Raw genomic sequence first — 23,890 nt, 5'->3', positions numbered from 1 at the left:
TGGCCCAAGCGGTGCACCGAACAACGACCCAAGTGATACGCCGACTAATGACCCAAGCGGTGCACCGAACAACGACCCAAGTGGTACGCCTAAAAATGAAGAACAAAAGGATGACGGTTACCGTTTATCTGACGGAAAGAACATCGATACGGTTAAACCAGCATTAGATGCGAGCGAAGAAGGCAGAGAACAATTACCACCAGGCCCAAATACCATATTCCCTAAATGCAAGGTGCCTGAATTTGTTGATTCATTATTTATCCCTGAGCACCCAAAAGATCAAAGGCAGAGAGTACTTTTAATTTCTGAAGATATAAAAGAAATGATTTTAGAGGAAGCTGAAATTTGTCAATCAGCGATTAAAGGAAAGTCCAAAGAAGGTATTTTTCATGGGTTGACAAGATTAGGACTAATGGATGCCTTTAACTCAATGGCTCATGAGGTATTTTTAAGAAAGAAAAGTGATGAACTTGCTGACAACTATAAAAAGACAATAATTATTCGTAAGTTGTATATTGCAAATGAAGACTACGCTCTTCCAGAAGATTCTAAGTTTGGACTTGAAAATATTCAATTACGTATTAATCGCATAGAGCGTAATTATGATATAAATATATCTGAATTTGAGGGCAAAAAGTACAGGAATAGTTTTATTCGTGACATTGAAATAAATGAGCCTGTAAGTAATATATTAAAGCATTATGATGAAGTGAGAGACAAAGCGTATTTATCACTAAGGAAAGACCTTATAAGTGAGATGGGAGATAAAATAGATCATTATGAAAAGATGGCAATCGATATTGCTAAGACATATAAGCCTGCAGATGGAGAGGGCTATCATTTCGCTGTGGCGCGAGGTGGATATTACACATATGATAAAGATGTCAATATAGATAAAAATTTAAAGTTGCTATTAACCGCGCGAAATAATATAAATATTTCCAATAGTTTGAAAACACAAGACATCAACATTAATTCAAAAGTACTTGACCTAAAAGAAATATTTGAATTTTATGAATTCTGGTTGAATGAGGTAGATCCAATAATACAAAAGATGTGTGATAAAGGTCTACCATCAATAAGACAAGAATTAACAAATAATAATATTCTTGGAGATAAAAGGGATTTTTTCCAATCACTATATAATTTAAATCAAAGTGGGGCGTTTGTTAAAGAGCAATGCTTAACAAAAAATGAATTATTCCATGGGCGTGAGCAAGCTGAAAAAACAATTAAACTTTTAAAAGAAAATTCTTCAGGTATACAGCTATTAGTTCTTGAATTAGATGCATTTAATGAAAAGTGTGATTTCTCTAATAAGATTGGATACTTTCCTGCATATACATTAAGCCTAGAATTAGCGAAGGAAATAATAACAAGAATCACTGATTTTTCAGAACTTTTAGGTGAAGGAAGTGATTACGCTGAACATGTTAAAAAACTTTTAAATTATACGGATAAACTGACAAATAGACTTGAAATATTGAAAGGTATTGCAAACTCAAAAATTTCAAAGCCACATGTTAAATATAGGAATGATAAGTATTCATATGCAGGTAGACCCGCTGATGCTGTAAAAGTGACGAATTTTTTAATATGGGATGAAAGCGACTGGGAACCGAGAAATTTAGAAGATCAGATCTATGCGGTAGGCGAAGGTGGTAATATGTCCATTGTTGAGTGTGCATTATCAAGTAACCCTGAAAAAATCATTTACTTACGTTCTAAATTGGCTGTTTTTAGTGAGAGTAAAAATGACTGTATCGCTCCGATGGTTTTAACTACACCGGAGGGGGGAATAGGCGATGGCAAAGCGCCTGGTAAGTTTGTTTTCGAGGGTAAATATCAAGAAATACAATTTAAAAGTGTAAATTATACAAGTGAAAATAAATTACCTATCGAGGTGTTTTTTCCTTGGCATGGTAAGGTATTAAAGCAAGACATATTTGGCTTTCCAGGTATAACAAAAATATCAACAGGAGCTCAATTTTTCAGGTTTGTGTATGCAGAAGAATTATTAACTAATCAACAAGATATGATCAAACCAACCGAAAAATATATACATATTGGCGGGGAACGCAAGGTTGGATTTGATTTTGCGAGTGCTGCGATAACGTTTGATCATGAAATAAAACTTAATATGGAAGTTTTATATAAAAAATACGCAAGTGATAAAAATGATGAAACTGTATTAGAGTCAGCTAAAAAAAATATTGGCGATCTTAAAATAAACATTAAATTAACTTTTCACGGTTTTGCTGCAGCGAATGCCAAGTTAGGAGTTGACTTGCATATCGGAAATATGCGACAGGATGGATTAGGCGTTGAAGCGAGTTTTCCTTCGACAACAACGTTAACGGGATATACAACGATAAAAACTATAGCCAACCCAAACAAACCGGTTTCTTTGAAAAAAAACGGAAATAAGATCGGAGTCGGAAGTAAAGTGGAAGCCTCCGCATTTTTGGGCGTGGAGATTGGAGGTAATCTTGAACTCACAGCAGGATGGACCAAGGTAGGTGAGAAGAAAAGTATTGAATTGTTTAAGACTGGAATCGGGGGAAGAGGAACATTAGGGTTGGGGGCGGACTTACTCTTTCAATGTACTTACTACAATGGAAGATTTATACTGGTTTTTAATATATCAGCAAGCGCAGGCTTAGGGATAGGAGGTAAGTTTTCTGTTATATTGAACCCCCCAGCTATATCTGATTTCATTGGTGAAATTATGAAAATAATAAATGAGCCAGGATTTGTTAGATTTGAGATTTTTGATGATGAGACATTTTCTATTCTGAATAAAATACTCACTGTGTCAATTTGTTTTCGATTGTCATTAGCTCAAGTGTTGTTATTACCATTTGCAATAATTTCCCAAATGGAAAAGAATTCGCTAAACAAAGATAATGCTTATTATATTGCTGAGTATGTAACCAGTAAAAAAAGACACGACGAAAACGAGATTTGGATAAAAAACATGCCGGCTGAAACATTATCTAAATTATTAACGGTTCTTGTGCATTATCATAACGTTCCAAAATTTTTCTCAACTGAAGATGAGCAAGAAAAGCCATTTAACAATAACAATGTTCAACGAAGAGCGATTATACAAATTCTTGAGTGGATGGGGGGGGAGAATCCAAGTGAGCAACAACAGAGGATTTTTGAAAATACAGTGCAAAGAATGGGATTAGAAAATCCAATTTATATTGATAAATCAACGCAGTGGGGGCGGTATATTGAAAACCTGTTATTAATAAAAAAGTTTTTTATTTTGTCGGTATCGGAAAAATACATACCAAGTAATGATAAAAATAGAGAATTACACTTGGGGGAACTTAGAGATGATTTTAATTATTACTGCGATGTTTTTGATAAAATGACACAAAGAATGACACCATATATAAAAATAATTCCTGGTTACTATGACATGCAGCTGATTGAAGATTATAACAATTTTGTTATCATCAAAAACGGTGATACTGAATCGATTGAAAAATTTAAAGCGAATAATTACAAAATGATGGAATGGAATAAATAAATATGAAATATGTTTTGTTGTTGCTGTTTTTTTCACCGTATGTTTTTGGCGGTCTTCAACTTGAAAAAGGTATTGAGTTGTACAGTCAGTTTGAATACGACCAAGCCAAAGCCGTTTTCCAAGCTGAAGCTGAAAAAGGGAATGCGCATGCAATCTATTGGTTGGGCGTGACACAGTACGCAACGGGGGGGACTTATGAACCGGGCCAGAATTTTTTGAAGGCTGCAAAAATGGGTAATCCATGGGCAATGGATATCCTTGTGCCTGATGATTATACCGGTCGCTGTGAAATGGCGGGATGGCCCTGTGATGAAAAATGGGCAGAGAAAGCCTTGAAAGGCTGGGAACAGCTAGCAGGGAAAGGTGATGGTAAGGCTAAATATGCACATTTCATCAGGAGTGAATACTGGTGGGAGCATGTCCCATTTTATAGCCAATCAAAGAAGAATGAAATATATAATGACATTATAGAACATGCTGGATATGCTTTGTTAAGTGACAATATAAAATGGAGCGATAAAAAAGATAAAATCAAATATCTATTAATAGCTGCAGATGATGGCAATGTGTCTGCAATGGTTTCGTTATTTTTTAATCAGGATGTAATTGGTAAGAATGATGCTAAGAAATGGATATATAAAGCATTGGAACTTGGTTATCCAGATGCTGCAAAAATACTTTTTTATGCATATAGAAGTGGTAAGTGGGGATTTGAAATGGATGAATCCTATGCTTATTTGTATAATAAAATAGCACGTGAGTTTGGAAGTGACTTTTTACGTGAATATAAGGTTAAGGAGCCGCGTAGAGATAAAAATAATAAAAAAGTTATAGATGAAAATGGTAATGTTGTTTACGATTATCTGGTTGAACCTCAAGAACAAGCCGAAATGGATAAAAAGGCAGAAGACTTTCTTCTGCGTGTTAAACCTAATCGCTATCTCGATGAGACAACGCATGAATTGTTTAGAAAGTACATTTAGGTAGAGGGTGTTCATAGTTCTGTGTCAGCGTAGTCACAGATCTACATACTCATCGACCCTGCCAGGAAAGTGGATACTTAACTGAGATAATGTCAGGTTCCAGTACTGTACCGGATGTGTCCACTTTTCTGAAGCCTTTAAAATCCCGGCATAAAGCAGCTTTAGCAAGCTGGTTTCGTTAGCAAAACCACCTTTGGTTTTGGTCAGTTTTCGGAACTGGCGATGTACAGCCTCAACCGCATTGGTCGTGTAGATAGCTCGTCGTATTTGTTCAGGATATTTGAAGTATACGGACAGATTATCCCATTTGCTGCGCCATGATTTGATAACCAGTGGGTATTGCTTGCCCCATTTAGCTTCGAGTTCATCTAAGGCTTGTTCTGCTGCATTCAGTGTAGCAGCCTTATACACGCACTTAAGATCGGTCATGAAGGCCTTTTGATTTTTGCTTGCGACATATTTCATCGAGTTGCGGATCTGATGGATCACACAGACTTGTACTTCCGTTTCCGGATAGATAGTTTCAATGGCTTCTGGGAAGCCTTTCAGTCCATCTACAGAGGCGATCAAGATGTCTTTAACCCCTCGATTTTGTAAGTCAGTCAGCACGCTGAGCCAGTAATGTGCCCCTTCATTTTCAGACAGATATAGCCCGAGTAATTCTTTTTTGCCTTCAACGGTTAAGCCTAGAACGGTGTAAACAGCCTTCGAGATAAAGCGCCCGTTTTCTTTGATTTTGTAATGAATAGCATCCAGCCACACAAAGGGATAAAGCGGCTCGAGATCACGTTCCTGCCAAGCCCTCAGGTCAGGCACTAAACGGTCAGTAATAGCGTTAATTGTACCGTTTGAAATACGCATACCGTACATATCTAATATGTGCTCGCGAATGGCTTGATAGCTGTTTCCAAGCGCAAAAAGGGAAAGAATTTTGCCTTCCATTTCATCGGTAAGACGGGTTTGATATCTCTTGACTGTTTGTGGTTCAAACGAGCCATTTCGTTCTCTTGGCGTTTCTAATTCGAATTCACCAGAGGATGTTTTTACCGTCTTTTTTGATGAGCCATTCTTGCGATTAGCGGATGTTTAGTTAGCTAAGTGTTCATCAAGTTCAGCCCCCAGTGCGGCTTCAGTGATTTGCTTAATCAACGGTGTTAGCAAGCCATCCTTACCATTGAGGTTTTGACCTGATTGAAGTGCTTTCGCGAATGCTTGAATATCAATTTCGTACTTATCAGCCATGATGTTTTCTCCCTTAACTGAATAAGTGTAGGAAAAGACACAAAACTTTGAACACTACCCCTTTTCCTCATTAGCCAGTTCCCCCCACGGAACTGGCTATCTCCCTACTCCCATTATCGTGACCTATCTCCATGGTTCGCGTTTACCTACTATCTATCGCCCCCTCGATACACTGAAAATAGTCCCGAGCGTTGACCATAGTCATACGTTAACCCATCTACCCCCAAACATCTTCAAGGATTGAAGTACATTCATGAAAACCCACACCTTACCGATACTTGCAGGGCTGTTCGCTGCACTGGTTTCTGTTGCCCCCAGTCATGCCGGTGTTGTTGATTACGATGCCCGCTGCGAAGTTTCTATAGAACAGGGCGTACAGCTGTACAACCAGTTTGAATTTGACCAAGCCAAAGCAGTCTTCCAAGCAGAAGCCGATAAAGGCAATGCTCATGCAATTTATTGGTTTGGGGTCACACAGTACGCAACTGGTAAGCGCAATGAGGCGGGTCAAAGTTTCTTGAAGGCTGCTGAAATGGGGAATCCATGGGCAATGGATATTCTCGTCCCGGATGATTATACAAATCGCTGTGAAATGGCTGGATGGCCTTGTGATGAAAAATGGGCAGAGAAAGCCTTACAAGGGTGGGATAAACTAGCGGCCGAAGGTGACGGAAAAGCTATGTATGCGCACTTTATAAGAAGTGATCACTGGTGGGAATACGTGCCATTCTACCGTCAAAAAAAGAGAAATGAAATTTATGACAATATAATCAAGCATGGTGGATATTCATTATTAATATCTAGTCCAGACTGGAAGTCTGAAGAAGATCTTGTTGATTATTTATTGATGGCAGCAGAACGTGGACATGTTCCTTCAATGTATGTGTTATTTTATTACAAAAATATAATTGGCATTGAAAATGGAATAAAATGGATAAAAAAAGCCGTTCAATTAGGCTATCCTGATGCGGCTAAACATTTATACCTTTCTTATAAAAATGGTAGAAATGATGTTGGTAAGAGTAATTTACAAGCATATTATTATTATAAGTTATCACTAGGATTACGAAGTGAAAAATCAAGTGTCTTTGATGTTAAAAAACCGATTTTAGATGAAGATGGATACAGGAAAAAAGATGAGAGTGGTAATGTACTATATAATTATATTATCACCCCTAAGGAACAATCCGACATAGATACAAAGGCGGAGGTTTTTCTACAGCGGGTAAAGCCTAATCGTTATCTTGATGAAACGACACATTTATTGTTTAGAGAATTTATTTAGGTAGGGGGGGGCATAATTCTGTGTCAGCCTAATCACAGATCTACATACTCATCGACCCTGCCAGAAAAGTGGATGTTTAGCTGAGATAATGTCAGGTTCCAGTTCTGTACCGGATGTGTCCATTTCTCTGACGCCTATAAAATCCCAGCATAAATTAGCTTCAACAAGCTGGTTTCATTGGAAAACTATGCTGTGCACACGCTCATTTTTGTGTGGTAAAGACCCGTTAACCGGCACGTGCTATGAACATCGGAGAGGGTGGGTTGAGCGTATTGCCGAAGATTGGCGTGTGCGATTGCATGAGATCAGTTGGTTCATTCGGTTTCTCAACGAACTCATCGCGCGCCAAGCCAATAAAGAGAATGGCTGTACAGGATGCTTTTGGGAAGGGCGATTTAAGTCGCAAGCTTTGCTTGATGAAGCGGCGTTGGCGGCGTGTCTGGTTTATGTTGATCTCTATCCTGTGCGTGCGGGCATGGCGAACACACCGGAAACGGCACGGAACATCGTTTCCCGCCTTGGACTGACAGAAGACAATTGGTTGGAATTAACGCATCGATTAGAGAAAAACTTCACTGGCGCGATAGGCAAGGAAGGCTTACTGCGTGAATATTACCACTACATCGGCCAGCAACGAACGAGCGGTGTAAGCACCAGTCGAAGATTGCTTCATGTAGCCTGAAGATTTTTATATTCCATTTCTTACTGGCCTAATGGCTAGGTTTTGTCATGCCTGAAATTTTAATGCATCAGAGATTTCATGATATAGACCGAGATATATGACGGAAGTGTTGGAAGCAAAGTCTTGAATAGTAGATAGTCAATGAATATACCATATGGTTGAGTTTTTAAGATGGGTGTCTTATTAGTTTTTCTATATCTGTAGGTGTGATTATGCCAATGAATTTATATACAAAAGGGAATAATAAAATTTGTTATAAGGGAGAAAAGTTAAACAGTATTCCGGGTTATGTTTATATGGTGATGGTAACAATCGATGGTGATATTCAGACGCTCAAAGTTGGTGGTTGATAATGGCTTTAGATATTAATAAAAGAATTGAAGATTTGAAAAACAAAGAAATATTATTACAATGGCAGTTTATAGGCTTTGAAGGTGGGCGGTATGGGTCTTTAATTAGATGGATTGTTATATTACCAGCGGCATGTTTTCTTCCAGTGGTATTGTTGATTGCATCAGATTTTAGCCTTGGAATAGTTGGAATGTTAATATGTGCCATACACTTGTTAGTGTCATTATTTGTGGGTAGGTATTTATTGCTTCCTGATTATAGTTTTAATTATTATGTAACAAGAACCGGTATTAGATATGAGCAGCGAGAAGTGATTCCGGATATTACATATAAAATTGTACGAATTATTTCATGGATTGGTATACCACTTTGTATATTTTCTGTGCTTATTTATGGTCCAATGATCTTTGTTGGTGCAGGTGGATTTGCGCTGATGTCATTTCTTTTTGCAAATTTTAAGTCGAAAAAAAATGATTACGCTGTTTTTATTTCGCATCCGACCTTGCTTTTTAATCCAATAAATGACACCCGTTTTTCTATAAAATCAATGAGTGAACATAGCATTAATTATTCTTGTGATTTACATGCACAGTCCATAAGTCAAAAAAATCAAATAATAGACGATATTTTAAAATCATCAATAGGTTTTATAGTTAAGAATGTGAAAAGTATGGACGATAAATATAACCATCCTATTTATGCTAAGCATAGAGAAATAATGGATAAGGAAGATAAAAAAAATAGTAATAAAATGTGTTGATATATATTAGATAGAGTTAGAAGGTCCGTGTATTTTCTTGCAATTATTTAATGAGTAGCATATCAGGAGTGAGTGATAAGAAATTGATATTTAATTTCAGTAAGGATAGCCAGTTATCATTATGAGGTAGGGGGTTAAAGTTCTGTGTAGCATAATCACCGATCTACATACTCATCGACCCTGCCAGGAAAGTGGATTCTTAGCTGAGATAATGTCAGGTTCCTATTCTGTACCGGATGTGTCCACTTTTCTGATGCCTTTAAAATCCCAACATAAACCAGTTTCAGCAAGCAGGTTTTGTTGGAAAAACACGCGCTGTGTACGACGCTCATTTTTGTGTGGCAAATCCCCGCTAATGGGGAAGAGCTCATTAGCGAGGGTTCAACGCTTATGCTGGGTGTTTAAAAAATCGCTTTTTTCTTATGCTGTATATAAAAGGCAGCACTAATTGCAACGAACAAAAAGGTAAAATAATAGAAAAACGAGGAAAGTGACGCTAAAAAGTCGATGTGTTGCGCTATCTGTTGTTCGGTGTAGTTCTGAGAAACCAATTTGTAGTAGTAGGCATATAAAACGCCGATTGAGCCGTATCCCAGGTTAAACATAAGACCTTTAAAACTGAGTACGGTCGCTCGGTTGTGTGATTCTGTATTTTTATTCAGATGATAGCTAATGAAAATGTTCATCGTCATGATAATAAAGATCAAGATGAGCGCAGGTATAACGCCGTAAATTGACCAGCCCAAACTGATCCAGTAATAGGTTGCCATGGTAGCTAAACCCATCACAAAAATGAACATTTTAGGCGCCATGCTTTCCGCTAAGCGACGGCTCTGCCCTGCCAATAGGATTTTGAGTAGACTGATCCCTGCGCCAATGAAACCAAAATAGAGAATGGGAATATCAATCGCACGATAGTATTGGCTGTTCATGGTCAAAAACATACGTGACGTGTGTTCAAATAAGCTGTAGTAGAGCAAGATGAAGAGCACATAGGGCGTGGATAACACCCACTTACCTGTGAGGCCGGTTAATTTGAGGCTCGCGACCGTGGTTGCCCATTTCGTCGTATCTGGCGGTAATATTTTCTTCGCTTCTCGCATGTTGACGGCGGCATAAATGGCGAGCATGGCCACCAGTAAGGTGGCAAAAACAGGAATACGCATGATGTCTTGCGTGCTTTGCGGTGCGTCTAGGCCGAGGAAGGAATAGACGGTAGCCATAACGTTCACATCATACATAGCCGCGCCGACTAAGGTGACAAAAATGCCGATGCTTGAGGATATGCGAAGCTGAACTTGCAACACTTTTGGCCATGCATCTTCTTTACCTTGTTCCTTTAACGTGTCGTAAGCTAAGGCTTCATCCGCACCACTGGCCAAAGCCATCGCCAAGCCACTCAGTATTCGGTTGATCAAAAATACATTGAATACCAGCGTAGGATTGCTGGTAGGAACAAGCGCAATCATTGCGATTTCAATAAACATCACCAATGATGACAGCACGACGAGTTTTTTGCGGCCTAAGGTATCTGCAAATGCGCCAGATGGAACTTCAGCTAGCACAATTGTCGCCGCCCAGACTACGTTAAGGATGGCAAATTGAGAGAGCGTTAAGCCATAATCTAAGTAGAGGAGGGTGAATACCGGATAATAAAAGCGAGCAAAGTAGCTGCTTTGAAACATGAGAAAGTAGCGGACATTGCGTACTTCAAGGATCTCTTTGAATGTCATGGAATCTTCTGTATTTTTATTGCCATAGTAAAGGTTCGTCTTGCGCTATCATTAGGCTGCAAAACTATCGTTATTGAGGCGTTTTAGCCTTAAGAGGGGATTGTCCTAATGTTGGTATTCCAAACACGCTGACACTTAAATATCAGTAGTATAGCGGGCGCAAGATTACTGCTTGCCCCTATCTTATGCAACTTAATCTGGTGAGATTGAGAATTATTTAAGAGTGGATAACATTTGATGTTCAATGGGTCATGTCCTGGCTGTCTTTTCGCGTAACTGCCCCCATTCAAAAAATATTCAAGTGATGTAAATTAGTGGGCTATCCCTTTTCTTCGTTTCATTATCGTGACCTGTCTCCATGGTTCGCACGTACATACTATCCCCCGATCCCCTAAACCACTGAAAATAGCCCTGAGCGTTGACCCTCGTCATACGGTAACCCTCCTACACCCACAACCTTCAAGGATTGCAGCACGCACATGAAACCTAAAACCTCCTCCTCGATACTCGCAGGCATGTTTACTTTTATGAACGTCATCGCGTCCAGTCAAGCCTCTGCATATGACTGCGATGCGAGTTGCCAAGCCCACATTGAGCAAGGCGTACAGCTGTACAACCAATTTGAATACGACCAAGCCAAAGCCGTTTTCCAAGCTGAAGCGGAAAAAGGTAATGCCCATGCTCGATATTGGTTAGGCGTTGCCCACTATGAAACAGGAAAATACAGTGATGCTGGTGATAGCTTTTTGCAAGCGGCAGGAATGGGTGACCCTTGGGCGATGGAACTAATGGTGCCGGGTGGATTAAGAAACCCTTGTGATTTCAGGGGATGGTCATGTGATGAAGAGTGGAAAGATAAGGCTCTAGCTGGTTTTAAAAAGCTAGCGGATCAAGGTGATGGAAAAGCCATGTATGCTTACTATCATAACAAAGGAGATTGGTGGAAATTATTCTCTTTTTATGAAAAGAAAAAGCGTGGTGAATTCTATGAGGATATAATCAAGAGTGGATGGTACGGTGTATTGAGAGGAGCCTCTGTTTGGGATGATGAGGATAAATATTTAGAGTATTTGATCTTGGCTGCGGAAAATGGTTATGCACCGGCTATGTTAAATTTGTTTTTTTCTGATGAAGAAATTGGAGAAATAGAAGCAAAAAAATGGATACTTAAAGCTTTAGACCTAGGTTATAGTGACGCGGCTGAGCATATTTCTTATTCATATCATGATGGTAAGAGGGGGTTTGAAGAAAATTATAAAATGTCATATCTTTATCATAAGATTGCAATTGGATTAGGAAGTGATATGTCTTGGTCACCTAGAGTTAAAGTAAGAGTTGAAGGGCAATATGGGATATATAAAAAAGATAAGAATGGAAATTACCTTTATAATGTTTTAATTACCCCTGAAGAACAATCTGATTTGGAAAAACAAGCTGAAGCATTTTTAAAGCGCGTAAAACCTAACCGTTTCTTGGATGAAGCCTCCCACAAGCTTTTCAATTGAGTTTTACGCCAATCGACGCTCCTTCCTCAACGTTTCTAGCCAGTCCCCCCTGCGGAACTGGCTATCGTTCCCGTTTTTTAATTTGCTCGTTACTTATCCGCGAGATCAAGCTCAACGTCTAACTTGTTCAAGAGTGATGGATAGCCCCAGCCATTTTGGTTAACGACCACGGTTTCACCAGTGAGGTATTCAAACAAAGTAGGGGCGAGTGACCCATTTTCTTCACTGATCAGAGGGGTAGGGTGTGGGCCGATCGGGTCGCCCCAAAAGCCAATGAAGGCATCTTTCTCTAAATAGCTTTCACCGGCGTGTCGACCCGGTACTCGGGTGTTATAACCAATGCCATCGCGTGGGAACAGGTTGATGGTTCCGGCTCTTGGCTCGGCGTAGAGTGTGGCCAGTTGGATGACCGAATCAGGACGCGGCGTAAAGCGCGTTAATGCGCGCCATTGATTGGCATCACACCATGTGTGTGGGTCGGTTTGCTCAGCGCTGGTCACGCACAGGTTGTAATAGTGCGCGAAGGTGTCAACGTCCGCTTTGCTTTTTAACGGTAAGTAAGGATTCATTTGATGGATGTTGAGTAAGCTACTGTTGTGATCCTTCGCTGAATAAAAATAGCGGTCACCCTGCTGTTGGATAAACTCATCCACACGCTTGCCATCCCGTTGGCCGACTAACCGCACGTGACACGTTTGCTCTGTGCAGGTGCTTTCCCTCACCACGAGATAATCCAACGTATCGCCCAATGCCGTGAGGGTTTCAGCGATCAGGTCGACGTTATTGTTCAAGGAGGTGCTAGCGTTCGAGGTACTGTTGATCGGTTGCCACTGAGTCAGTTCGTGATAGCGCGGCTGAGTTTTCCATCCTTGGGTTGCGTTGAACACATCGAGCATAAAGTTGCCGCCCGCGGTTGAGGCAACGACGACATCTATCCCCTTATTGGTGGGGGAATTGAGGGCATTGGTTATTTTCGGTCCTTCGCCTTCATCGGACGATATCTTTCTAACCGACAATGGGTAGCCGAGTTTTTTCTCCAAAGGCGCAAAGATCGCTTTTTCAGGATTGAGGGTGTAGTAAACAGGCGCAAGGCCATGATCGCCCGCCATTCCCCATAATGTACGTGGGTAGACGCCCGCATCACGGTAGGTTTGTTCCACTTGGCCAATCCAATAATCGAGTCGGTTGAGCTCGCCAGTGGGCATGATGATCTCGTCACTGAATGGGCCAACGAAATGGGCAAAGTGATCGGGCCACGGGTTGTAGATCAAGGTGTAGTCTGGCATGCCCTTGCCATCAAGGTGGGCATACGTTTCAATGGCCTGTTCAACTTTCCATTGATGAGAAAGCTTGGTGTAAAAACGCCAAGAAGGAATGTCTTGATAAGCGGTGATGTCGTGAATGAGCAGTTCACGTAATCGCGTTAATTGTTGTTCTGTTTTTGCTCTTTCTTGTAGTTCACGCACGCAGCGCTTTTCACCAAAATCACGCAAGGTTTCACCGGCGCCTAAATTCACTAACGCGTCGTAACTGGTGTGCGCATTCCAATCATACTGCGCATTACAGTTGAGCGTTTTCAGGTAATTGAGGCGGTCAAACATTGTTTTGACGTTGTTCGCTTGCATCAGCCTATCGAGTTGCAGTGCGTCGTTGCCAAAGAAGTAATAGGCGCGATCTTCCTCTCTATCCACAAAATGAAAATTAGGAATACCTGTACCTTGCTCACCCGACACCTTGGCCCCTGTTTTTATGATCGGCAGATTGCGCACACTGATGGTGGGTGTCGATGAAATACCAACGCGTGCGATGGAGGGAGTGTGCGCTTGATACAAGCGAGTGAAAAAGGGCAGGTAGTGCGGATCGTTATAGGGTTGCTCTGCCAGTGTCTGTAAAAAACGGGTGTCTTGCTCATGGTCAGGGCTGGATACCGTTTCAGGTGCGTCGTATTTTTTGTGGTTGAGATGATTGTGGTACGCGACGCCAATGAATGGCTTTTTCGGATCAACCAACCCTTCTATTAGCCCCTGTTGTAAGCCATCGACCGTGATCTGTACGGCTAATCGACGCTGCTGTTGCGATTGTAAAAAGCCAATCGCATCGCTTGGCTGGTCATTAAACGCGTTTTGTAGCCAGTTATTCAGTGCGATGGCGCGTTCATCTTGATACACAAACTGACGATATGCTTTCAGTACGTTCAAGCGAATAAAGTCGATAAGAGTAATGGTGAGTGCTTGGGCTTTATTGTTGCTGTTGCTGTTGTTTTGTTGTGCTGGCGCATCGTCATCAATAATGGCCAACAACGCATTTTTCATGTCACCGTCTTCCATGCCTGCGGAAGCCTGCATGAGAAGGTGGATAACGATGGGCTGTATTTGGCTGACTAATGCCAGATCGTGCGCACTGTTCGTCAGGTAGGTGTACTGAGAAGGCAGTTGCGCCATATTTTGCCATTCGCCAATCTGCACCAATGCGTCATACACGGTGACCATGGCTGCCATGAATTCACCGTCTACCTTGATCCCGTCTTGGTGCGCTTGATCTTTTTTATGGTCTTTGTTTTCCGTGTTCGTCTTTGCATTGAGTGTAAATAGCGAATGCTCAAACCCTGTTAATGCACGCTCGTCGTAGACCGTTTTGAGATAGGCTTTAAACGCGTCTTCATTACCGATACCGGTATAACGGTCATAAAATTGGTAGAGAAAGTAACCGAGAGGGATAGTGTACGTGGGATCGGCAAGTTGCCCCATCACTCTGGCTTTGGTTTTTGCATCAAGCGGTAAGCTGAGAAGATAGGCTTCAAGGGTGAGGCCGCCGATGGTAAACAATGTCATATCACGCGTCAGGCGAGTGGAATAAGACACAGAAGAAACAATGTGGTGTTGTAGCACTTCGGCTGAGTTAACTAAGCCACCCATAATGGGCGTACGGCTGATCTCTGCCTGAGAGGAATGTGACATGAAGGCACTCAGTGGTGATAAAGCCAATAATATCCCGACAGTCATGGTGTTCATAGTAAACCGAGGCATGGTCAAAATCCTTTTATCTACAAGCCATTGATCTTCAAAGAGCGTGTCATGTGTGCATGGCAGCATCGACGGGGCGTATTTTGTCAGTAAATCGCCAGAGTGCAACGGCGAGAGTGAAAATTCGAGTGCCATCTAAAAGTAAAGCGATGCAAACGTGACGTTTTGGGTGAGGACACGTCCGTGATGGCGAGGTTTTTTATGTCTGAAATCTGAATGTGAGCAGATATTCCATGATGTAGACCGAGGTGTTGAACGGAAGCGTTGGCAGGTTGTTTAGGGTGGGTGTCCAGTATTTGTTTACTCTTTATGTAATGAAACAAAACGAATAACATTACATATCTTATGCGTCATTTCTCGCAATGATCTACTCCCTCTATTAATAATTGTTATTTTATCTATCTTTTCATTGTCTTATGTAATATTTAGTACTGAATCGATGTCTTTTTATTATTTAAGGAAAATCCGTGATGAGTAATTTACGCATTACGCACTCTGTAGGAATTGGTGGTAAAAACACAGTACAGGATATTAAGGCCGTTCAAACAGCATTAAATCAGTTATTACACCTTATTACACCTTATTTCACCCACAAAAAAACTTGTAGTAGATGGGAAATTGGGTACTAAACCAGAAAATTCCAAAACTGTTGACGCAATCAAATCATTTCAAAAAAATGTGATAATGATGCAGCGGCCTGATGGTAGAATTGACGCCAACGGACGTACTCACCGGAAAATCAAAGATAAACTATTAACGATAAAAAGCGTAGTTAGTGAACCTGAAACTATAGTAACGACTGTTAGTTGGATGAAAACCGCATTAGCAGAAGTAGGGCAAGCTGAAATTAGAGGTTCAAAGGCTAATTCTCGTATCCTTGAATACTTTAAAGCATCTAAATTCTGGGGTACTGATGATTCTGGTGGTAAAAATGCTTGGTGTGGCTCTTTCGTCGCATGGGTAGTAAAACAGCATGGTTATACACCGGTGAGAGATGCTTTTCGGGCTCGTGAATGGGTTAATTTCGGGAAAAAAATTGATGCCCCAATACATGGTGCAATTGCTATAAAAAGTCGTAGTGGAGGTGGACACGTCGCTTTTGTTGTAGGAAAAAGCCACGATGGCAAGCATTTGTATATGCTTGGAGGAAACCAAAGTGATCAAGTTAACATCGCTAAATACAAAGCAGACGTATGGGATACCTTCGTTGTTCCAAGTAATTACAACACAGAAAAAGGTTCTTTATCTGTTTATACAAAAAAAGCAACCATTGCTGGCTCTGAAGCATAATTATACATAGGTAGATGATATGAAAAAATATTCACTCTTGCTAATATGTCTATCTCTGATGGCTTGCCAAACCTTCGCAATCGAAAGTCTAAATCAAGAACAAGTAGATGCCCAGAAGGCTTTTTTATCCGAGGCAATTGATAGCACACCGTACTCTGCAATTGTTAAACACACCAATGTTGAAATTGTCGACATGCCTGACGACGAATCTCTCAGTAAACATGTTTATTACGCAGATGTTATTGAAACCATTCGTGGTACAAAGCAAACAAATATCAGTTATACAATGTTTGTGGAACGAGGTGAGGAAGCAATTATAGATGATTCATATGTCATTATTACCCTTTGTACGAGTAATGATGGTTATTACTGGCCTGGTGTTGGTGCGCAATTTATTTTAACCGATTCATTAACTCAATTAGCAAAAAACAGTGCGTTAACCGCTGATAAGGGTCAATCACAATTTTCACATTGTGATTAATATTATAAAGCCGCTTATTCCTCAGCGGCTTTTATTTTGATACGACAAATTTCCCTCGACACTCCATTTATCTCGGCCTGGGTGGAATGTGATACTCAGTGGTGATAAAGCCAATAATATACGGACAGTCTTGGTGTTGAGAGTGAAAATTCGAGTGCCATCTAAAAGTAAAGCGATGCAAACGTGACGTTTTGAGTGAGGACGTATCCGGCTGTCGTTGGTGATGGCAAGAAGGGCTTGTTGCATGTAGCGTGAGCCGAAGGGCTTTGCCAGCAGGCCTCATGGCACCGTCTCTATCGATATAAATGATTACTCAAGATAAACGCTTCTACAGCGGGGGCGACAAGGCCTTTAATCGGTTTGCCTGTTTCAATGTTTTTTCTCACCAATGTACTTCTGATCGTTCTCCTTTCACTGACAGACATCACTCCCCATGTTTCGCGGATGTATGCCGCTTTTTGGAATTTATCCCAATCTTGCTCGACATCAGGGCCGCACAGAAAAATCAGCTTCTCATTTGGATACAAAGCATCAAGAGACGCCATTAACTGCCAAGTGAAAACAGGCTGGCCTGTTTGTGCCAGTGTCCGCTCTATATCGGACACCTGCACGCGGCCACAAGGAAATGCTGTCTCAACGTATGTCTGTAACATCGTTATTCTGAGATCAAAATCGACCATCTTTTTCCCCCACGGGTGGAGAGCCGATGGCACCAAGATAACCTTATCGACTTTGTCGAGGGCCTGCTTAATGGCATCATCATGACCCAATGTTGGGGGATTAAAGGCAGAACCGAATACACCAATCATACGATGTCATTATTCAAATGTTGAATGGCGTCAGCGAGTTGTGCATGGCTTTCCACAAGGGTGAACCCCGGCTTTTTGCGTAACGCGGCAAGGGTGTCGCTTTCACCGTCTGCTGAGAGGGCGCGTGTCGAGGCCAAATTGATGATCACCTGAAAGCCGGCATCCATGAGTTGCTCGACGGTGGTTTTGACACAAAACTCGAGGGCGAGACCGCCGACGATGATCGTCGTGATGTTATTTAATTTAAGGTACTCAATCACCCCCGTGCTGCGCGTATTGGCCAAATCATGGTAACAAGCACCGTAGGGATGACAGTCGCTATCGATGCCTTTCGTGACGGTGTAGTCATAGCCCATCACAGGGTGGGGCAGCCCATCAATTAAATCAAACCCCAGCGTGCCAATCACCGCATGTGCTGGCCAATATAGATCGACATTCGTCAGGTTCGCTGCGGTTAATACTTGCTCGGGTTTTTGAGCCACCCACAGTGCATCTTTGGGATGCCCATCGCGTGACAAGATGCGCTTACTGGCAAATTTTGCGTTCTGGTTTAGTTCATCGGCAATCTCATTGCCACCGGGTACAGGCAGTTCGTCGGGGCAGACCGGTGTGAACGTGTTTTGGGGATCGACATCAAAAGATGCAACGTGCGAATAGTTAACCATGCGATGTTTCCTTCTATCGTACATTCATTGGGTTGAACTTGTTGGTTAAGTTAGTTGACCAACTTGAGTCAGGTTAGCATGGCTTTTTTGTGGGATCAATGATTGAAAGGGTCAGGATGAATAAGGGAGGGGAAAAGCCGAGTATGTCCTCCCTCTTAGCGAGAGGGAGGTGGGAGAGAGGAGGTGGACTCGATATTACTGACTTGTTCTGCCAAGCGACACATCAAAGAAAGACAGTTCTTGTTCTGCCAGTCGGTACAAGGTGGGCTTTTGTCCACCGCGACGGCTGATGCCTTTTTCACCCGTATCGGTGATCAGGCCTGACTTAACCCATCGATTCGCAATGGTTTGTTTCGTAATCCGCACCCCAAACGCCGCAAACGCTTCAATCACGTCGGGGACGGAAAAGGTGTCAGGCAAAATATAAAAAGCCAGGGATGAGTACGTTAGGCGGTGCTGCATGGCTTGGTACGCCAGAGTGGCGAGCAGGTTATGATCAAAGCATAACGTAATGCCCTCTTCGGTGTTCGATACCCACTGCTGGCCAACTTGTTCACCCTCAATGATGGAGGCAACCGGCACCCACTTCATGCCATTTGTTTCTGAGAGGGCATGGCAATCCGCGCTATTAAAGAAACAGAGGTGGATAACCGTCATTGACCAGCCACGCGCGTCTCGCCAGTTGTTGCCGAGGGTCTGAATTTGGCTGACATAAGAAGGCTTAATGCCGACTTTCATTTCAATGATTCTGGCTTGGGCTTCTTCAAGGCTCGCATCAAACATCGCCCCTTGTTGTAGCGGCTCTTCCCATACCCATCCGCCGACTAAGGCATATTCACCATAGGCTGGCTCGTCGATGTTGTCCCGCATGCGTAAAAGAATTTCAGGTGTGCCGTTATTCAGCCTGAAACAGGCGAAGTCGAGTGTATTGATCATGCGGTATGTCCTCTTATGCTGTGGCACTACAGTAACAGAACACAGAAAGTTGGACAACTTCCTTGTCTAATGTGTTTGTTTGAAATCATTCACTTAAACAACCGTTGCAAAAATCTGCCAGAAAAAGTTAGTCAACTTACTTGACTAAGTTGTACGGGTAGGTCCATTATATTGTTAGACAAACAAATTGACCAACTTGGAAGGTTATCATGAATTTTATATCTAAAGGATTGTTCCAGAAGCACATCGTGACAAGTTTGCTTGATACGGATGCGTATAAGCTACATATGATGCAGGCCGTGTGGGAACGCTACCCGAGTCTAGAGGTAGAATATGAATTCATCTGCCGTTCAGAGGAAGATCTCACTGAACTATGCGGTGAAATTAAAACAGAGTTGCAGCGATTGGCAGACCTGCGTTTTTCTGATGATCAAATCAGCTATCTCAAAAAGATAAGTTTCATGAAGCCGGCTTTCCTCGACGTGTTGAGAAATTTCCGACTTGATCCCGCCCGTTGCTTGTCCATTGGCATTGAAAACGATCAGCTTTTTATTCGATGCAAAGGCAGTTGGTTCGCCACCATTCTGTTTGAGATCCCCGTGCTGGCCATCGTGTCTGAAGTGAGAAATCGTCGTTGTTTTCCTGACATGCCTGATGAATTAAACCGTGAAATTTTATACAAGAAGACGCGATGGCTAAAACAAGCGGTGAAAGACAATGATCTGGAAGGGCATTTCTTCTTTGCTGATTTCGGGACACGTCGACGCTTCAGCGCTAGAACACAGAGCGACATGGTTCAACATATGAAGCGTGAAGTCCCCGCCATGTTTGTGGGCAGCAGTAATTATCACTTGGCGAAAGAATATGGGATTAACGCAATTGGTACGCAGGCCCACGAATGGTTTCAAGCGCATCAATCCATCGTCAATGTGAAAAACAGCCTCTTTGAAGCACTTGAAGCGTGGAATAGGGTGTATCGCGGCCGATTGGGTATCGCGTTGACAGACTGTATTACCACCGACGCCTTCCTCGAAAATTTCGATTATATGTTTAGCAAATTATTCGATGGGGTAAGGCACGATTCAGGGTGTCCGTTTGTCTGGGGGGAGAAGTTCATTACCCACTATGAGAAGCAAGGCATTGACCCGCTGTCAAAAACGTTGGTGTTCAGTGATAGCCTTGATTTTGAGTTAGCCATAAAGATCGCCCGCCATTTTAAAGGTCGGATCAAAACCAGCTTTGGTATCGGCACTTTTTTGAGTAACGACATGGGGGATTATGTGAACCAAGATGGGGTTAAATATAAGCCACTGAATATCGTGATGAAGATGACCCAGTGTGATGGTTCACCCGTGGCGAAAATCTCAGATGAACCCGGTAAAAGCATCTGTAAAGATCTCGTATACCTTGCAAATCTCAAGCGTCGTTTTAACGTCCCGGCATAATGGAGAAGGATCATGAGCATGATTAAAGCGCGTATCCTGAATGAATTACACGTACAGAGCATGAGCGAGTTCGATGCCAAGCAGGAAATCGACCGCCGTATCACCTTTCTGGCTAACACGCTCAAGGCGTCGGGTTTACACGCGTATGTGCTGGGTGTCAGTGGTGGTGTTGATTCCAGTGCCGCCGCGCGACTGGCGCAGTTAGCGGTAGAAAAGCTGCGTTCAACCGGTTACGACGCATTTTTTGTTGCGGTTAGGCTACCTTATGGCACGCAATTAGATGAGTCAGATGCGCAAGCCGCGCTCGACTATATACGCCCTGACCACGTGCACACCGTGAATATTCAGTCAGCGGTTGATGCCTTGCATTGCGAAGTGGTCAGCGGGATGCATGGCCTCCGTGAACAACGGTGTGGCGAGCTTGATTTTGCCAAGGGCAATGTCAAAGCACGGCAACGAATGGTGGCACAATATGAAATTGCAGGCTTGCTGGGTGGGTTGGTGATCGGAACCGATCACAATGCCGAAGCGGTGATGGGCTTCTATACCAAATTTGGTGACGGTGCGTGTGATGTCACCCCGCTCGTCGGCCTGAATAAACGGCAAGTCAGGCTGATAGCCAAAACACTCGGGCTACCTAAAGCGTTATATACCAAAGCACCGACGGCAGATTTAGAATCAGAAAAGCCACAACTGCTGGATGAAGACGTGCTGATGGTAACGTATGACGAAATAGACGATTACCTCGAAGGGCTATCCATTTCAGAGAAAAGCGCGCGTCGTATTGAAAACCAATTTTTGGCGACCGCCCATAAGCGCGCCATGCCGATAAAACCTGACTGACGCTGACCGCCTCATCTGAGTGAGCCCTAGCGTTCTTGCGATAGACTCTCCGCTGACTGTGATAGACATCCCAAATACGGTCGATGCAGGTCGAAGGCTTTATTCTCTTTTCGTTGTAAACATTATCGTGAGCTGTCTCCACGGTTCGTACGCACACACTACCGCTGAGCCGTTAAATCGCTGAACATAGAGCCTATGCGTAACCCTCGGCAGGTCATAGCGACAGGCATCAACATCTTCAAGGATTGAAGTATAAAAATGAAACTTCAGACCTTCCCTAGATACTCACAGGCAAAGGTCATGCACACAAGCAGATTGCGAATATTAATTGATTAACAGTTGGAAGTGATTAAATGCCATACGAAGAATTTATTCAATCATACGAGGAAAAAATCCTTAATGAAACAACGCTTTATCAGTGGGATTATACGGGTTCCAGTATTGGTAAAAAAGGGCGATTAATCCAATGGAGCTGCGCAATTTTCATTCCAGTTACTCTTTTTTTTATTATTTTTTTTATTACAGGAATGAAAGTCGGTGATATTGGTTTTTGGGCGTTACTAATTTTATATTCAAGCTTTATTTTTGTTATAAGGTATTTGTTTATGCCTGATTACAATGTCTCATATTATGTGAAAAAAAGTGGTATCCATTTTACTAAGCAAGAGAAAATTCCAGATAATGCTTATAAGATAGCCCGTGGAATGGCCTGGTTAGGTATTGTTACTTGTATTATTGCAGGTATGATGTATGGGCCTATGATCTTTGCTGGAGTGGGTGGTTTTGCCTTGTTATCATTTGGTTTAACAACATTCCATCCAAGACCTAAAGATTATTTTGTTTTTATTGAATCACCAACTGTCATATTCGACATTAAAGATGATTTGTTTGCTGAAATAATGTCTACTTCTATAGGAAGTTTACTTTATTCTGGGGTGTTACACTATGAAACAGTCGATGATAAAAACAAAATAATAAAAGAATTAGCTAACTATATTGATAATGTTAGTGTTTTAGAGGTCAATACATATAAAGACGTCTATGAGCATTCTGTTTTTAAAAAGATCAAAGAAAAAAATGAAGAGTGTTCATAGTCCAGGAGGGTGTTCATAGTTCTGTGTCAGCGTAGGTTGCAGATCTACACTTTCATCGATGGTAGCGTTCAACGTTTTGTGTCTTCCTTAATTTGCCAGTTCCATCCCCTACGGAACTGGCAATCGCCTCCTTTGGTCATTATCGTGAGCTGTTTCCACGGTTCGTACGTACACACTACCGCTTGAGCAGTGAAATCGCTGATAGCACCAGCGATGCATCGTCGGCAGGTCACTGCGACAAGCATCATACTGTCCCCTCTATATCTTCAAGGATTGAAGCACACTTATGAAACCGAATTACCGTAACCCCCAACTTACCGAACAATATGTTGAGATGATAAAAAATGTTCCGATAAGTGAAGCTGCCGAGAAATATGGAAAGGCACATTTTGATCAGATGGAATCTGAAAGTCATGTAATGGAGTGGCGGGGATTCGATTACCTTGGGTTTAAATACCTTCGTGAAACGGCAGGCATTATTGGTTTTACGTTTATGTACCTGTTGGGTTCATTCTTAAAAGACGGATGGGAGAATTTAATACCTGCTTGGGATGTTTATTATGCTATGTTATTAATTTCTTCATTGTTTATTGGGTTTGTATTTTGGGGTGGATTAGCTGGGTTTATTTATGACTACCGGTTTGGTGACGAAAAAATTGCATTAAGGTGGTATAGAGATGAATCCGAACTTTCGTATAAGATCGTAAGGGGAATAGGCTGGTTTGGTGTTATTTTTTGCATCGTGATGGCATTGATTTTTAGCCCGATGATATTTGTTGGCGCTGGTGCATCTGCATTATTAGCTTTTAGAGCGATTAACATGAGGCTAGAGTATCATTATCAAGTTATACCTTATGACTCTATTTTGTACTTACAGGTAAATGAAAAATTGGGAGAGATTACCGTTTTCTTTAAAGGAATAACTTTACAGGAAAATGACATTAAATTGAAAATTTTCGAAAAAGTAACAACTGCTGATTTTTATTTTAATGATCGGCCCATCGATGAGGTAATAGCGATTATAAATGAAAAAGTGGGCTATGACGTAGATGTACTTTATACGGAATCAAAAAAATCAGATAAAAACATAGAAGACAGTCGATCTATTTATCAAAAAATCAGAGATCAAAATCCTCCCCTTGAAGTTATCGAATTCGATTTGCGTGAACTCAAACAAAATGCGTCGGCATAATGTATTTACGCGAATAATTCCCCTCACACA

At 41.8% G+C, this 23,890-nt stretch carries 17 protein-coding genes and 4 pseudogenes; 13 read left to right on the top strand and 8 right to left on the bottom strand.

The features are described from left to right. A partial coding sequence (locus tag ACSF8W_RS21445; RefSeq protein WP_500849141.1) for a hypothetical protein occupies positions 1–3,541 on the top strand: 3,541 nt, incomplete at its 5' end. A 2-nt stretch (positions 3,542–3,543) separates the two neighbouring features. Then, positions 3,544–4,524, top strand: coding sequence for an SEL1-like repeat protein (locus tag ACSF8W_RS21440; protein ID WP_500849140.1), 981 nt, complete (start codon positions 3,544–3,546; stop codon positions 4,522–4,524). A 33-nt stretch (positions 4,525–4,557) separates the two neighbouring features. On the opposite strand, the pseudogene ACSF8W_RS21435 reads toward ACSF8W_RS21440, so the two are convergent. Further along, positions 4,558–5,766, bottom strand: a pseudogene (locus tag ACSF8W_RS21435) (IS256 family transposase). A gap of 253 nt (positions 5,767–6,019) precedes the next feature. On the opposite strand from ACSF8W_RS21435, the gene ACSF8W_RS21430 reads away from it, so the two are divergent. Further along, positions 6,020–7,051: an SEL1-like repeat protein gene (locus ACSF8W_RS21430; protein WP_500849139.1), complete on the top strand. Its 1,032-nt coding sequence runs from the start codon at positions 6,020–6,022 to the stop codon at positions 7,049–7,051. A 32-nt stretch (positions 7,052–7,083) separates the two neighbouring features. On the opposite strand, the pseudogene ACSF8W_RS21425 reads toward ACSF8W_RS21430, so the two are convergent. Continuing rightward, positions 7,084–7,236: pseudogene (locus tag ACSF8W_RS21425) on the bottom strand (IS256 family transposase); the annotation flags it as partial. A gap of 86 nt (positions 7,237–7,322) precedes the next feature. Between ACSF8W_RS21425 and ACSF8W_RS21420 the strand changes: the two are divergent. The 3 genes and pseudogenes from ACSF8W_RS21420 to ACSF8W_RS21410 form a co-directional block, all read left to right on the top strand. Further along, positions 7,323–7,550 (top strand): annotated as a pseudogene (locus ACSF8W_RS21420) (transposase); the annotation flags it as partial. 395 nt (positions 7,551–7,945) lie between these two features. After that, positions 7,946–8,083, top strand: a complete 138-nt coding sequence (locus ACSF8W_RS21415; RefSeq protein ID WP_500849138.1) for a hypothetical protein — start codon at positions 7,946–7,948, stop codon at positions 8,081–8,083. Between the two features lie 2 nt (positions 8,084–8,085). After that, the gene (locus ACSF8W_RS21410; protein ID WP_500849137.1) at positions 8,086–8,844 is read left to right on the top strand and encodes an immunity protein TsiV2 protein; all 759 of its coding nucleotides are present in this window, start codon (positions 8,086–8,088) and stop codon (positions 8,842–8,844) included. A gap of 155 nt (positions 8,845–8,999) precedes the next feature. Here ACSF8W_RS21410 and ACSF8W_RS21405 read toward each other — a convergent pair. Further along, positions 9,000–9,152, bottom strand: a pseudogene (locus tag ACSF8W_RS21405) (IS256 family transposase); the annotation flags it as partial. Between the two features lie 93 nt (positions 9,153–9,245). Next, complete coding sequence (locus tag ACSF8W_RS21400) at positions 9,246–10,577, bottom strand: MFS transporter (protein ID WP_500849136.1); 1,332 nt, start codon at positions 10,575–10,577, stop codon at positions 9,246–9,248. A 479-nt stretch (positions 10,578–11,056) separates the two neighbouring features. On the opposite strand from ACSF8W_RS21400, the gene ACSF8W_RS21395 reads away from it, so the two are divergent. Then, positions 11,057–12,082, top strand: a complete 1,026-nt coding sequence (locus ACSF8W_RS21395; RefSeq protein ID WP_500849135.1) for a tetratricopeptide repeat protein — start codon at positions 11,057–11,059, stop codon at positions 12,080–12,082. Positions 12,083–12,171: 89 nt separating this feature from the next. Here the strand turns inward: ACSF8W_RS21395 and ACSF8W_RS21390 are convergent, their stop codons facing one another. Further along, on the bottom strand, positions 12,172–15,108 hold the full coding sequence (locus tag ACSF8W_RS21390) for an alkaline phosphatase family protein (protein WP_500849134.1): 2,937 nt from the start codon (positions 15,106–15,108) through the stop codon (positions 12,172–12,174). A gap of 615 nt (positions 15,109–15,723) precedes the next feature. On the opposite strand from ACSF8W_RS21390, the gene ACSF8W_RS21385 reads away from it, so the two are divergent. Together ACSF8W_RS21385 and ACSF8W_RS21380 are read left to right on the top strand one after the other, a co-directional pair. Then, positions 15,724–16,395, top strand: coding sequence for a TIGR02594 family protein (locus tag ACSF8W_RS21385; RefSeq protein WP_500849133.1), 672 nt, complete (start codon positions 15,724–15,726; stop codon positions 16,393–16,395). Positions 16,396–16,414: 19 nt separating this feature from the next. Next, the gene (locus tag ACSF8W_RS21380) at positions 16,415–16,876 is read left to right on the top strand and encodes a hypothetical protein (protein ID WP_500849132.1); all 462 of its coding nucleotides are present in this window, start codon (positions 16,415–16,417) and stop codon (positions 16,874–16,876) included. Between the two features lie 293 nt (positions 16,877–17,169). Here ACSF8W_RS21380 and ACSF8W_RS21375 read toward each other — a convergent pair whose 3' ends face one another. From ACSF8W_RS21375 to ACSF8W_RS21365, 3 genes are all read right to left on the bottom strand, one after another. Continuing rightward, complete coding sequence (locus tag ACSF8W_RS21375; RefSeq protein ID WP_500849131.1) at positions 17,170–17,685, bottom strand: nicotinate-nicotinamide nucleotide adenylyltransferase; 516 nt, start codon at positions 17,683–17,685, stop codon at positions 17,170–17,172. Further along, positions 17,682–18,350, bottom strand: a complete 669-nt coding sequence (locus ACSF8W_RS21370; protein WP_500849130.1) for an isochorismatase family protein — start codon at positions 18,348–18,350, stop codon at positions 17,682–17,684. Before ACSF8W_RS21370 ends, ACSF8W_RS21375 begins: the two co-directional genes overlap by 4 nt. A 195-nt stretch (positions 18,351–18,545) precedes the next feature. Next, entirely contained in the window at positions 18,546–19,286 is a 741-nt protein-coding gene (locus ACSF8W_RS21365; protein WP_500849129.1) for a hypothetical protein, read from the bottom strand. Between the two features lie 209 nt (positions 19,287–19,495). On the opposite strand from ACSF8W_RS21365, the gene pncB reads away from it, so the two are divergent. The 4 genes from pncB (at position 19,496) to ACSF8W_RS21345 (ending at position 23,860) form a co-directional block, all read left to right on the top strand. Next, complete coding sequence (gene pncB, locus ACSF8W_RS21360; RefSeq protein ID WP_500849128.1) at positions 19,496–20,731, top strand: nicotinate phosphoribosyltransferase; 1,236 nt, start codon at positions 19,496–19,498, stop codon at positions 20,729–20,731. A gap of 21 nt (positions 20,732–20,752) precedes the next feature. Continuing rightward, the gene (gene nadE, locus ACSF8W_RS21355; RefSeq protein WP_500849144.1) at positions 20,753–21,574 is read left to right on the top strand and encodes an NAD(+) synthase; all 822 of its coding nucleotides are present in this window, start codon (positions 20,753–20,755) and stop codon (positions 21,572–21,574) included. Positions 21,575–21,927: 353 nt separating this feature from the next. Further along, on the top strand, positions 21,928–22,668 hold the full coding sequence (locus ACSF8W_RS21350) for an immunity protein TsiV2 protein (RefSeq protein WP_500849127.1): 741 nt from the start codon (positions 21,928–21,930) through the stop codon (positions 22,666–22,668). Positions 22,669–22,954: 286 nt separating this feature from the next. After that, complete coding sequence (locus tag ACSF8W_RS21345; RefSeq protein WP_500849126.1) at positions 22,955–23,860, top strand: immunity protein TsiV2 protein; 906 nt, start codon at positions 22,955–22,957, stop codon at positions 23,858–23,860. The last annotated feature ends 30 nt before the right edge of the window (positions 23,861–23,890 follow it).

The organism is Photobacterium sp. 270122K (genome assembly GCF_059941365.1).
Note: the sequence above shows the minus strand (reverse complement) of the source record. Positions and strands in the feature narration are given on the sequence as shown.